At 62.0% G+C, this 13,329-nt stretch carries 11 protein-coding genes; 3 read left to right on the top strand and 8 right to left on the bottom strand.

From position 1 onward, the window contains the following. Positions 1-9 precede the first annotated feature (9 nt). The 8 genes from RE429_RS27160 to RE429_RS27125 form a co-directional block, all read right to left on the bottom strand. Positions 10-1,695 carry an ABC transporter ATP-binding protein gene (locus tag RE429_RS27160; protein ID WP_414474825.1) on the bottom strand — a complete coding sequence of 562 codons (1,686 nt, stop codon included), beginning with the start codon at positions 1,693-1,695 and terminating at the stop codon, positions 10-12. Next, positions 1,692-2,618, bottom strand: coding sequence for an ABC transporter permease (locus tag RE429_RS27155; protein WP_414474824.1), 927 nt, complete (start codon positions 2,616-2,618; stop codon positions 1,692-1,694). Before RE429_RS27155 ends, RE429_RS27160 begins: the two co-directional genes overlap by 4 nt. An 8-nt stretch (positions 2,619-2,626) precedes the next feature. Further along, positions 2,627-3,568: an ABC transporter permease gene (locus RE429_RS27150; RefSeq protein WP_414474823.1), complete on the bottom strand. Its 942-nt coding sequence runs from the start codon at positions 3,566-3,568 to the stop codon at positions 2,627-2,629. A 172-nt stretch (positions 3,569-3,740) separates the two neighbouring features. Next, positions 3,741-5,339, bottom strand: coding sequence for an ABC transporter substrate-binding protein (locus tag RE429_RS27145; protein ID WP_414474822.1), 1,599 nt, complete (start codon positions 5,337-5,339; stop codon positions 3,741-3,743). Between the two features lie 46 nt (positions 5,340-5,385). Continuing rightward, positions 5,386-6,696 carry a D-amino acid dehydrogenase gene (locus RE429_RS27140; protein WP_414474821.1) on the bottom strand — a complete coding sequence of 437 codons (1,311 nt, stop codon included), beginning with the start codon at positions 6,694-6,696 and terminating at the stop codon, positions 5,386-5,388. Further along, entirely contained in the window at positions 6,693-8,357 is a 1,665-nt protein-coding gene (locus RE429_RS27135) for a thiamine pyrophosphate-dependent enzyme (RefSeq protein ID WP_414474820.1), read from the bottom strand. Before RE429_RS27135 ends, RE429_RS27140 begins: the two co-directional genes overlap by 4 nt. A 4-nt stretch (positions 8,358-8,361) precedes the next feature. Next, complete coding sequence (locus tag RE429_RS27130) at positions 8,362-9,021, bottom strand: TetR/AcrR family transcriptional regulator (RefSeq protein WP_414474819.1); 660 nt, start codon at positions 9,019-9,021, stop codon at positions 8,362-8,364. Between the two features lie 8 nt (positions 9,022-9,029). Continuing rightward, positions 9,030-10,004: a DUF6963 family protein gene (locus RE429_RS27125; protein ID WP_414474818.1), complete on the bottom strand. Its 975-nt coding sequence runs from the start codon at positions 10,002-10,004 to the stop codon at positions 9,030-9,032. Positions 10,005-10,574: 570 nt separating this feature from the next. On the opposite strand from RE429_RS27125, the gene RE429_RS27120 reads away from it, so the two are divergent. The 3 genes from RE429_RS27120 (at position 10,575) to cls (ending at position 13,256) form a co-directional block, all read left to right on the top strand. Beyond that, positions 10,575-11,357 (top strand): cysteine hydrolase, encoded by a 783-nt coding sequence (locus RE429_RS27120; protein ID WP_414474817.1) that lies wholly within the window; start codon positions 10,575-10,577, stop codon positions 11,355-11,357. Between the two features lie 129 nt (positions 11,358-11,486). Next, entirely contained in the window at positions 11,487-11,738 is a 252-nt protein-coding gene (locus RE429_RS27115) for a hypothetical protein (RefSeq protein ID WP_414474816.1), read from the top strand. A gap of 81 nt (positions 11,739-11,819) precedes the next feature. After that, entirely contained in the window at positions 11,820-13,256 is a 1,437-nt protein-coding gene (gene cls / locus RE429_RS27110) for a cardiolipin synthase (protein ID WP_414474815.1), read from the top strand. Positions 13,257-13,329 lie beyond the last annotated feature (73 nt).

Raw genomic sequence — 13,329 nt, 5'->3', positions numbered from 1 at the left:
GATTGCGCGTCAACAAGCACCAAGGCTTAAGGGACGGAAGTTCTGGAAGTCCCAATCCCGCCCCGGCGCAGCGTCAATAAGCGTACGGGTGTAATCCTGACTGGGCTTCGTCAGAACCTCTGCGGCTGGCCCTGCCTCGACGATCCGGCCTTTCTGCATCACCACGATGGTATCGCAAACCTGGGCGGCAACGCGCAGATCGTGAGTGATGAACAGAACTCCGACACCGATCCTTGTCCGTATCTCGTCCAGAAGTTTGAGGACCTGAGCCTGCACGGATACGTCGAGCGCGGAGACCGCCTCGTCGGCCACAAGGATGTCCGGCTCCAGTGCCAGTGCTCGCGCGATGCAGATGCGCTGGCGCTGGCCGCCGGAAAACTGATGGGGGTAGCGCTGCAAGGCGTCCTCATTCAAGCCGACCAGTCCGAGCAACTCGCGCGCCCTCGCCAAGGCTCGATGCCGATCCATACCGAAGTTGACTGGCCCTTCGATGATCGATTCGCCCACTCTCATCCGCGGGTTCATCGAACGATAGGGATCCTGAAAGACGATCTGGACACGCTGGCGCAAGGGACGCAGCTGCCGTCCCGACGCCTTGGCGATATCCTGACCATGAACCAGCACGCTTCCGGACGTCGGGTCCTGGAGCCGGACCACGCATCGCGCCACGGTCGACTTTCCCGAACCTGATTCACCGACGATCCCGACGATCTCGCCTCTGCGAAGCGTCAGATTGACATCCTGTGCCGCCGGAACCGGCCGTCCTCGCCCAAAGACCCGCCTTCCCGCATAGGATTTGCTCAATCCCTTCACGTCGAGGACGATATCGCTCCCGAGCGCCGCCCTCGGCTTCGGCACGAGGCTCGGCACGGACGAGACCAGCATGCGGGTATATGGCTCACGTGGGCGCGCGAGAATGTCATCGCGCGTTCCAACCTCGATCACACGACCCCGGTTCATCACCACGATGCGATCCGCAATCTCGGCAACCACGCCGAAATCGTGCGTGATGAACAGCACCGCGGTATTGTGCTTCTTCTGAAGTTCGCTGATCAGCGCGAGAATCTGCTTCTGGGTGGTGACGTCGAGAGCGGTCGTCGGTTCATCCGCGATCAGGATGCGCGGCTCCAGGATGAGCGCCATCGAAATCACGACACGCTGCCGCTGTCCGCCCGACAACTGATGGGGGTATGATTTGTAGATGCGCTCAACGTCCGGCATGTGGACGGCCTCGAGCATCTGCAGAATTCTGGCGCGTCTTTCCGCTCTGCCGAGCCTGCTGTGGATCCTCAGGACCTCGTCGATCTGTTCTCCCACCGTCTCGACCGGGTTGAGCGCCGTCATCGGCTCCTGAAAGATCATGGCGATCTTCGAGGCCCGAAGCTCGCGCAGACGTGACGGGCTCGCCGCAAGAACGTCCTCGCCTTCGACGAGGATCCGGCCTCGGGTCGGGCGCAGGGCCCCGGGAGGCAGCAGCCCCATCGCGGCAAGCGAGGTCACCGACTTGCCGGACCCCGATTCCCCGACGACGCAGAGCGTCTCCCCAGCCCTTATGGTGAAGCTGACGTCCTCGAGCACACGGCGCCCCGCCGGGTCGCCGACAACGTCGACGGCGAGGCCATCGATCTCCAGAACGGGCGCGCTCGGACAGGCCGCAGCACCGGGCTTTCTTGGGTCGGAGGCACGTTCACTCATGATTTCCTCGCCATTTTCGGGTCGAGCACGTCTCGCACGACGTCGCCGAGCACATTCACGCTCAGGAGTGTCGCGGCCAGCGCGATGCCAGGGTAAAGAATGAGGCCCGGCAAAAGCTGAAAATACATCCGGCCGTCCGACATCATGTTTCCCCAGGACGGAATTTCCGGCGGCAGCCCCGCTCCAAGAAAGCTCAGCGTCGCCTCCGTGAGAATGGCGGCAGCGAACACGTAGGTTCCCTGCACGATCAAGGGCGCCATCGTGTTGGGAACCATGTGACGAAGCAGCAATGTCGGCACGCGGGTTCCCAGTGAAACGGCCGCTTCGACATAGGGCTCGGTCCGGACCGACAGAATGACGCTCCTCACGAGACGTACGACCCGAGGGATTTCCGGGATCGTGATCGCCACCAGAACCGTCAGGATGGTCCCGCCGGTCAGCGACACGAGCGCAATGGCGAGCAATATGCTGGGAATTGCCATGATGCCGTCCATGATGCGCATGATGACGGCATCGGCTGCGCGAAAGTATCCGGCGACGACCCCGATCAGGAGGCCGAGCAGAATGCTCATGATCGTCGCTCCAGCGCCGACGATCAGGGAAACGCGCGCGCCGTAGACGACTCTCGAATAGATGTCCCGCCCATAGGCGTCGGTTCCAAGCCAATGCTCCGGGGAGGTTCCCCGCAGCCGCGAGCCTGGATCGATGGCGACCGGGTCACCTGTCCCGAGAAGCGGCGCGGCGAGAGCCGCCAGAACGATGATGCAGAGGATTGCAAAAGCAACAAGAACGGGGCCGCTTCTCAGCGTCGCGCATAATTGCCTGGCGATGCCGGATGCTTGTGGAGCTGTGGCGCTCACGGGTGGCTCTCCTGACGCCGAAGCGCCGCTTTCGGCGGATACGGGATTGACGGTTGCTCGCATGGCGCCCCTCAGTAGCGGATACGCGGATCGAAGACGGGGTACAGCAGATCGACCAGCAGGTTGATGAGGATGTAGACGAACGAAAAGAGCAGGATCAGCCCCTGAATGACAGGGTAGTCGCGCGCAAGCACGGCTTCGACCACGAGACGGCCCACGCCAGGCAGATTGAAGACCGATTCCGTTACGACCACGCCGCTGATCAGCGAGGCCATGCCGATCCCGATGATCGTCAGGATCGGCACAGCCGCATTGCGCAGCGCGTGACGCATCAGGACCGCACGCTCGGTGGCTCCCTTCGCCCGGGCGGTCCGGATGAAATCCTCTCCCATGACTTCGATGATGCTGCTGCGCGTAATCCGGGCAATCAGCGCCACGTACACCCCGCTCAAGGCAAGGACAGGGAGCACGAGGCGCTGCGCGAACGGCCAGAAGCCTTCCGAGAGAGGTTTGTAGCCTTGCACCGGGAACCAGCCCAGTTTGATCGACAGGTAATAGATCAGCAGATAACCGATCACGAAGGTGGGAACCGAGAACCCGAGCACGGACAGTGTCATGATGGCCCGGTCCAGCAGCTTGCCCTGCCGCCATGCGGCAATGATGCCAAGAGGCACGGCGATGGCGACCGTGACCAGGATGGTTCCCAGTGCCAGCGCCAGGGTGGGGCCCATGCGGTCGCCGATCATGTGCAGGACCGGAGTTCCGGACAAGAGAGAGACGCCGAGATCTCCTTGCAGGAGCCGGGCGATCCATTGCGCCAGCTGGAGATAGATCGGTCTGTCGAGCCCCATCGTTTCGCGGATCTTCTCAAGCTGCTCGGCGGTCGCGTCGTCTCCAGCGATGATGGCTGCCGGATCTCCGGGAGTCAGACGCAGGATGGCAAACACCACGATCGCGACCATTGCCATCACTGGAATGGTGGCGACGAGGCGTCGTGCGATGTAGGCCAGCATGGCTATCCTCGCTTCATCCTCCTCTCGGAGGATCACTTTGGAAAGGGAGGCCGTTCTCTGCTCGTCCGAGGAGAGAACAGCGGCAGAATCTTTGGCAAGACAGGTCATGAGGGCCTTCCGGCCCTCACGACCCCGACTCATCCTCGGTCGGACGATCAGATCCCGGATGCGCTCACTTGTCCGCCTTCTTGATGTTCCAGAACACGGTGATCGGGGATGCCAGAACACCCGTCAGTTTCTTGCTGTACGCCGTCGGCACGGAGAATTGCCCGAGCGGTCCGACGACGCCCTCGTCGATAACGAGCTTCTGGATCTGGGTTGTGATGGCCTTGCGCGCGGCTTCGTCGCTTGCGCGCGCGAATTCCAGACGCAGTCTCTCGATCTCGGGCACATCCGGCCATCCGGCCCAGGCCTTCGTGCCGTTCGCGGCCACCGTGGTGTTGCCGAACGGATTTCCGCTGGTTGCCAGCGTGCTGTAGGTCGAGAAGATGTTCCAGCCACCTTCCGAGGGCGGCTTCTGGTTGCCCTGCTGTGTCACGACCGTCTGCCAGTCCATCGTCTTGAGATCGACCTTGAATCCCGCCTTGCGGAGGGCTGACGCAATCACGATCGGCTGCGGCGCCACCATGGCGAGATCGGTCGGCTGCAGGACGACGACGGGGGTTCCGTCGTACTTTGCCTCTTTCAGGAGCTCCTTCGCCTTCTCGATATTCGAAGGAACGACGACATCCTGACCGTAGGAATCCGCGTAAGGGGTATCGCAACCGAAAACGGCCGCGCAGGTCTTCGCATACTTCGGATTGCCGACCAGCGCCTTGAGCACATCGTCCTGACCGACGGCATACATCGCGGCCTGCCGCACCAGCTTGTTGTTGAACGGGGGATGCAGATGGTTGAACCGGTAGTAGGTCCAGTTGCCCAGCTTGTCCAACACCTCGACGTTGACGTCGCTGTTGTTCTCGAGCATCGGCAGCAGATCGAAAGGCACTTGCTGAATGAAGTCGATCTCGCCGTTCAGGAGGGCATTCACCGGCGTCATCTGGTCGGGCATGGCGACCCATTGAACGCGGTCCACGTTCACGACCTTGCCGCCTGCGGTCCAGCTCGCCGGCTCGGAGCGCGGGACATAGTCCTTGTTCTTTTCGTAGACCACTTTGAGCCCCGGCTTGAACTCTGACGCGACGAACTTGAAGGGCCCCGACCCGACAAACTCCTTGATCGGTTCCGAGGCCGGTGTCTCTGCGATCCGCTTCGGCATGATGAAAGCCGGCCGCGAGCTGAGCTTCGCGAGGCTCTCGAGGAGCAGCGAGGTAGGCTCCTTGAGGACGACCTTGAAGGCTTTGTCGTCCACGACGGCGATATCGGAGACCATGGTCATCAGGACTTGGCCCGTGGAATCCTGTTGCGCCCAGCGCTTGATCGACGCCACGCAATCCTGCGAGGTGACAGGCGCACCATCGTGCCATTTCAGGCCGTCGCGCAGGGTGAACGTGTAGGTCTTCCGATCCTCGGAAACCTCCCACTTCTCGGCCATCTGGGGCTTGATCTCGAAGGCCTCGTTCATCCCCAGCAAGGTGTCGTAGATCATGTAACCGTGATCGCGGGTGATGAAGGCGGTGCTGACGACCGGATCCATGACCCTGAGTCCGGACTGCATGACGGCCGTTATGGTCTGCGCATGGGCGGGCATGGCGATGAGCAAGGCAGCGGATAATGCAGCGCTGGCGCCAAGGGCCTTGTAACGAGCGGTTCGTTCGACTTTGCGTAACATCAGACTTCCCTCTTTGTTGAAGATGCCGTTCGGCATAGGATGTGATTCAAGCAGCGCTTCTTCGAGCGTTTTTCCTTGACTCACTTGAAGACGTTTCTCCTCCGGCCCCTTGCAGTCCGAAGACGGATGCCGGAATGCGGGCCGGTCTCCCGGCGATCTGATCGGCCAAGAGGCCGGCGCTCCCTGCCGCGAGCGTGAACCCGAGGGCGCCGTGACCGACGTTCAGCCAGAGATTGCGGAAGCGGGTCGCTCCGATGATCGGCTTGCCGTCCGGTCTCGCCGGCCGGAGTCCCGCCCAGGCCTCCGGCTCTCCTGCCGGATTGAGATGCGGCAGGAATGTCCTGACATTCTCCCGAAGAGACGCAATCCTGTGGGGAGCGATCGACGCTGTCGTATCCCCGATATCGACCATGCCGGCGACCCGCAGGCGATTGCCGAGCCGTGCGTAAACCACCTTGTTTCTGAGGTCGCTCACGCTTGTTCTCGGGGCTTGGCTGTCGGGGCCAAGCTCATAGGTGAGGCTATAACCCTTGAGCGGATAGACATAAGGGTTGATCCCGACCTGTCTTGCCAGGCGCTGAGCCCCGATGCCATTGGCGATGACGTAGTCATCGGCCGTGATGTCCCCCTGCGATGTGTGAAGGCCGACGATCCGACCTCCCTCGCCCCGCAGGTTCTCGACGGTGGTCCGATACAAGAACGTGACCGGTTTCGGCCCCGATCGCATGATACGTTCCAGCTCGACGCAGAGCTGCAGGCAGTCGCCGGCATCCTCCGTCGGCGTGAAGATCCCGCCGGCGATCGTTCCGCCGATGGCTTCGAGCGCCGGCTCGCGTTCGAGGCATTCCCGAGGCGTAAGAAGCGTCTGGCTGCACCCGAGGGATGCCTGGTAGGCCATCTGCGCCTGGGCGCCCGCAAAGGACTTCGCATCCTGATAAACGAGCAGCTTGCCGGACGACTCGAATTGGAAACTGGGACGCTCTTTCTGCACAAGCTCGTGAACCAGCTCCCGGCTGTACATGCCGAGCTGCAGGAGCTCCGCGGTGGTCCTCTGCGCCTTGCTTGCCCGGCACGCCTTCAGAAAGGCGAAGAGCCATCGCCACTGCTCCACATCCGCTTTCAGCCGGAAGCTGAGAGGGGAGTTGCGATCGAGGAGCCAGGAAGGGAGCTTCGGCAGAATACCGGGATCCGCCAGGGGCGATACGAAGCTGTAGCTCAGCTGCGCGCCATTCGCCTTGCTGGTCCGCTGCCCGGCGCCCTCGCCGCTGTCGACGACCGTCACCGAATGCCCCTCGTGCGAGAGATAGTACGCGGTTGTCAGGCCGATGATTCCTGCGCCGATGACGATGATCCTCATGACGCATGTTTCCGCAGCTCAGTGATCGTGGAAGCAGCGGAAATATGCTCGAGGCTCGTCCGGACGGAGATGATGGACGGCCTCCCCGACGCCAACGCCGTTTGAAAGGCGTCCTCCGCCTGATCACTGCGCTCGACCAGAATGCCTAAGGCGCCGTACGTCTCCGCGAGCTTCGGAAAATCCGGGTTGACCAGGGCGGTTGCACTGACCCTCCTGGGAAAGTGTTTCTCCTGGTGCATTCGGATCGTGCCATAGGACCCGTTGTCGGCGATGACCAGGATCGGGCGTGCGCCCGCCTGCATCGCCGTGGCAAGCTCGTTCCCGGTCATGAGGAAGCCGCCGTCGCCGACGAAGCAGACGACATCGCGACCGGGGCAGCGCAGGCTTGCGGAAACCGCAGCGGGGACACCGTATCCCATCGCGCCCGAGGACGGAGCGAGCATCGTGCGCCCGCCGCCAAAACGCATCAGACGCTGGACCCACCCTCCGAAGTTTCCAGAATCGATCGTGATGATGGCATCGTCGGCAAGAATGCGGTCGGCGGCCTGAACGGCGGCCGCGAAGACGACACCGTCGTCCGCATCCGCGGGACCGTCTCTGTGCCTGAGCCCCGTCGCGACGGAATGCAGATGCCGGCTCCATTCCATCCGGTGATCCGGAACCTGGCCGGGAGCATGAATGCGCAATCCCCGGAGAAAGCGAGCCGGGTCGCAAACGATCCCAAGGTCCACATGGCGGATTCGCCCGACGACGGCGGCGTCTGGCCAGACATGGACGAGCGGTTGGGCCGGCTGGGGTGCCGCGGGAAACTGGAAGCCCTGCGTCGTCACATCTCCCAGCCTGCTTCCGGCCGCGATGACGAGATCGGCCTGCCCGATCGCTGTGGCGAGCTCCTTCGGAACGCCGTAAACAAGGTGGCCTGCATAGAGCGGGTGCGCATTCGGAATCAGATCGGCGTGCCGAACCGCCGTCGCGACGGGAATGCCGAACGCTTCCGCAAGGTCGCGCAGTGCCGCCTGTCCTTCAGTGTTTTTCAGGAGGCCGCCGGCGATGATCAGCGGCTTTCGCGCCGCAGCGATCCTCGCCGCAACGTCCTGCAGCATATCTTCGGAAGGACCCGCCGCAGGCAGCGGCAGCGGCCGCGCGGGAGCGCGATCGATCCTGTCTTCGAGCATGTCCTCGGGCAAGGCGACCACGACGGGTCCCGGCGTGCCGCTCCGGGCCGCATGGAAGGCCGTCGCGACGATGTCGGGCAGTCGTTCCGCATGATCGACCTCGACGACCCATTTCGCCATGGATCCGAAGACCCGCTCGTAATCGACCTCCTGGAACGCTCCCATATGGCGATGTTCGCGCTCGACCTGCCCCACGAACAGGATGAGCGGAACAGCGTCCTGCTCCGCCGAGTGCACGGCAATCGCCGCATTCATGGCGCCGGGTCCACGGCTCACGAAGGCAATGCCGGGGCGGCCCGTCAAACGCGCGTCCGCCAGAGCCATGAAGCCCGCGCCGCTCTCATGGCGGCATGTGACGACATCCACGGTCGAAGACTCTGCGAACCCATCGAGCACGCTCAGATAGCTTTCCCCGGGAACACAGAACACACGGTCGACGCCATGGAGAATTAGCGTATCGATCAACAGATCAGCTGCCCGTCTCATCGCATCATCCTTCCTTCTTTGGGCCCTTTGTGGATTCGCGCCGGGCTTCCAATGTCGACAATGGCTCCCGGTTCAGATCCGGAGGAAATGCCTGGACGATGTGTTCAAGCGCGGCATAAAGCCTTTGCCATCCCTCGTCCGTACGCAGCGGGACGCCCAGAAAGTGGCTCTCGGTCTTGGAGCGCAGCATCAGGTACAGAACACCGGCCAGCATGATGCTCACGACCGCCGGCACATCCATGGCGGGGGTCAGCCCGTCGATGCGGTCGATGAAGGCCCGAGCGGCCTTTTCACGGCGGTTTGCCAGCTTTGCCGTCACGTCGTTGACTTCGACGAGCTCCCATCGGCGGATCTCGCGGAGCGTTTCGTTTCTCCCCAAGGCCTCGATCTGAGCCTTCAGCATCGAAAGGATGAGCGTCCCGGGAGATTGCTGGCTGGACTCGCCGGAGGCGAGCAAGTCGCGGTGGCTCGTCCAAAAGTCCTGCTCCTGCATCCAGGCCAGGAGAAGTCCGGGCATGCCATCGAAATATCGATAGATCAGCTCCTTGCTGACCCCTGCCCGGCTCGCGATCGCATTGATTCCGACGCCGCCCATGCCGGTTTCTCGAATCTGGGCCTCGAGAGCATCGAGAATTTGTCTCTCGGTTCGCTCGCGACGGGACATGCTCTTTTTCAATGTGTTCTGCCCCGCTTGAGCCGTGAAGAAAAAGGCTGTGGTGTGCTATCGCTCGTTCGGACGGCCTCCATGACGATAGGCATCGGAGGGCTCTCGGCCTCCTTCGGGAGCCACCCCTCAGCCGTCTCGGCCAGCAACTCCGTCGCCGCCCGACCGATCAACTGTCCGTCCTGCCAAATTTCACTGCCTAGATAGATCGCCGTTGCACGACGGTGCGCCGCCTGCAGTCGGAGATTCGCACTCTCAATGGCCGTGATCGTTCCGTCGGCTGTCACGTGGACACGGTCTCTGGTCGAGAGATGGATAGGGGTGCGTTGTCGCACGAAGAGCAGACGGGTGCTCGTCGGCGTCCCTGCAAGATGAGACCAGGCAAGGTCTGCGAGCTTTTCCGCGAACGGACCTGCCGAGAGGATCGAGTTGTGCAACAAGACGATATGGGCGGAATCCGATCTGCGCTCGGCGGCACCGCAATCTGCACGCCGTGCCACGCGCGCGCTGTTGCCAAAGCCGATACGGCCCGACGCGTCTATGGCGATCAACCCGGCGTCTATCTCCGGGCATCGAGAAAGAGCCGCATCGATAGCATCCTGAGGCGCTTCGCCTTCCGCGAGGCGAGCCAGCACCGCCTGATTGAGCGGCGTTCCATGGATGTCAGGCGTGTTGGGAAGACGGTGGCCTGTAACGAGGCCGACCTTGTTCATGCCGGGAAGAAACTGCTCGAGAGGTTCCGGCCGATCCGGCCCGCTTGAAATCGCAGCCGCATAACGGGCCCGGATCCAATCTTGGGGCAAATCGAGCTTGCCGATGCCGCCCCGCTGGGTCGTGCGGTACTGCACATGCCCCTGGTCGTCCAGGATCGCGAAGACAGCAAATCCTCCGATAGCGCCGCGGCCGAGAAGCTCAGCGCCGAGGATTGCGGCCTGTACCGCCGCACCTGCGTTCTCACCTCTTGCCGCTACTCCAAGCGTCATTGCCTTAATCCGCTTTGATCACCGCGAAAACGGCGAGCCTGCATGACCGATGTGTAATGTGACCACATGGTCACATTCTTGTCAACGGAGCCGGGATCGGAAATAACTCGATCAGGATCCCATCATCTGGCGACGCGTGACTTTCATGGTGGGTCTGGTTGCGGCTCTGCCAGGCGGATTGGCTCAGCCCCTCTTCGGCCCACGGTTCCGGCGCGAATGGACTGTCTCAGAATTTCGGATACCTCGGTCCATAAGTTACGTGGACCCCTTAATCCCCCGTCTGACCTAAGCCTGGGTCCGTCGCGCCGACGATGCGGAACCGCGTGACGATGGCGTTACCGAAGAACAGCCGCCACATGTGATCCCCGTAGCTCTTCGTCCTCCTCCGGACTGAATAGAAATCCTTCGTGCGAGAGATCGTGAAACAGATCTCCTCTCTGCACGATCTATCGTGCATGAATTTTCCAAAATCGACGTAGAAATAACGTTTCTGTTCTACTTGCCGATACACTGTCGATCGGCCTCTAATGCATGTCTTCACCATCTGCCGCCAGCAAAAGGACATGCACAATGACAGCAACGACATCCCGCCGTGAGTTTCTCACCGTAGCCGCAGGGCTCGCCGCAACAACCGCCGTCGGATCCCAGGTCTCCGCTCAGGAAGGCCGGAAGACTTTCACGCCTGCCCCGATCCCGGAGCTCGCGCCGCAATGGAAGAAGCTCAACCTCGCCGAGATCCTGAAACGTCCAGCCGCGTTCGCGTCGATCAGCCAGAATAACTCCCTCTATCGCCCATGGGGTGCGCAAGCAGCCGAGCGGCAGTGGGAACGGGGTACCCTCGAGGCAACCGTCAAGGCTGCCGAAGCCGCCCGAAGAGCCGCCAACTTCAAGTCGTTCAGCTGGATCGGGTACTCGGTCTTCCGCGAGAATTACCCGCAATCGATCTTCGACAAGGTACAATACGAGACCTGGGTCGAGGGGCTGACTTTCGACGAGGAGAAAAAGAAGGCCGACAATGAGCTCGTCGACGAGTTGAAGGCGCTGGTCCAGCCAGGGGACCTCCAGTTCAACGAACTCGCTCTTCAGACGGCGTTCGTCGGAACCCAGCTTCCGCTCGAGCTGTCGCGCAAGAAGATCGAGGTCATCGTTCTGACGGGCATCCACCTCGATTGGTGCATCGAAGGCAATGCCCGGGCTGCCCGGGACAACGGCTATCTCCCGATCGTCATCGGCGACGCGACCGCAACGCAGAAGCCTGAGCAGCAAGCGGCCGCCTACGAGCGGATCAACAACTTCTTCGCGCCCGTGATCTCAGCGGATCACTTCGTCAGGCTCCTGTCCCAGCCGGCTTGAAACAAAACGACGCTCCAACACAGCCAAGCCAGCCTCCGGCGGAGGCCGGCTCTTCACCAAGGTCGCTCCAAACTCCGTCGAAGATGTACGCGCCTCCCGCAAGAGGCCCCCGGATAACGAGAGCATCGCGTGGCCTGGAAGGCCATCTCGTTGGAGACCGCCATCAGACGAGCTCAAGAATCAGCCGCCTTGGACCTGACCTATGAGGACAACACGCTCGAGATCCTCGAACGTGGTCGATACCTGCAAGCCACCGATACGAAGCGGATGACCGAGATAAAGTTGCGACGGGCGCATGAACCGGTGGAGTTCTATGCGCCCTCGGAAAGGGACATCGTCGAGCAGCCCATGCCCGGCCGAAGGTCGGTTCCCGCTCCCTAGGCAGACGAGGCTTGTCACTTGGGTGCGGTCACGCAAAGATTGGAGCGGAACTTGCCATCATAGGACCTTGACAGCAGCCTGATGGACCTGACCAGCGCATTCTCATGGGCAAGCCTTTACCTGATGTCCGAGTGGATCATCAGGTTGCTGATGCTGGTGATCATCCCGTCCCGCCGGTCCCCCGAAGCCGCAAAGGGGTGGCTGCTGTTCGGGTTTTTTCTGCCCTGGCCGGCGCTCGCCCTCTATCTTCTCATTGGGCGGCCCGACTACCCGAAATGGCGGCGCACGCAATTCGCAAGGCTGCCCCATGTGCTCAAGGGGGAAGTCGCCCGCGTGAGAGAGCTCCATGCCCGCCAGGAGCCGAATCTGCCACCCAACTTGGCGCAAGCCGCACGGCTGGTCCAGAATCTCGGCCATTTCCCGGCTCTGAACGGCAACGGAGCCGACCTTCTGACTCAATACGATCAAACACTCGAGCGCATCGCGGCCGACATCGACGCCGCCACTGATCACGTCCATCTGCTCTTTTATATCTTCGCCGATGACGCCAGCGGCAGGATGATCATCGCGTCCCTGGCGCGCGCCGTCGAGCGGGGCGTCGTCTGCAGAGTCCTCATCGATGCGCTGGGCTCACACGCCTGGGCCCCACAAGTCATCAAGGCTCTCGAAGGGGCTGGCGTAACGGCCCATCTCGTGCTTCCGGTCAGGTTGCTGCGTCGCAGATCGATCCGAGCCGACCTGCGCAACCACCGCAAGATCGCCGTGATCGACGGCCAGATCGGGTATGTCGGGTCCCAGAACATCGTTGACGCCGACTTCAACCCACGTGTCACCAACCAGGAACTTGTCGTCCGGGTCTGCGGACCTGTCGTACTTGAGCTGCAAGCCGTCTTTGTGGCCGACTGGTTTCTTGAGACGGATCAGGTGCTCAAGGGGCCTGGCCTGTTCCCGGATCCGGTCCGCGGCGGCGAAGTTGTTGCGCAGGCGCTGCCGAGCGGCCCGGACTACCCCACGGCCGGGATCGAGCGTGTCATCGAGGCCTTCATTCATGGGGCCCGGGAAAAGGTCGTGATCACAACACCGTATTTTATCCCGAGCGAGACGCTTCTTCATGCGCTGGAAACGGCCGTACTGCGTGGCGTCGAGGTCCATATCGTCTTGTCGAAGCCTGTCGACCAAATGCTGGTCCATCTGGCGCAGCGCTCCTATTACACGGAGCTCCTCGAGGCCGGAATCAAGATACACCTTTACCGGGACAAGCTCCTCCACGCCAAGCACCTGAGTATCGACCGGGATATTTCCCTGATCGGATCGAGCAACATGGATATGCGCTCGTTCACGCTGAATTCCGAGATCAGCCTGGTGCTGTTCGACCGCGAACTGACGGCCCGGCTCATCGGCGAGCAGGCCCGTTATTTCGCGAGTTCCGATCTCCTGCTCGGCGAGCAGTGGAAGACGCGCTCGTTTGCAAGGAAGATTATCGAGAACATCGCCCGCCTCCTCACGCCTCTGCTGTGATGCGCCGGCACTGCCATTCTTCCATCGGCGATGAGCGACGCAAAATCGCACATCGCCTATACCAGGCCGGCGC

The sequence above is a fragment of the Microvirga sp. M2 genome (assembly GCF_047497095.1).
GTDB lineage: Bacteria > Pseudomonadota > Alphaproteobacteria > Rhizobiales > Beijerinckiaceae > Microvirga.
The sequence above is the reverse complement of the archived record's forward strand: the minus strand, read 5'-3'. Positions and strand labels throughout refer to the sequence as shown.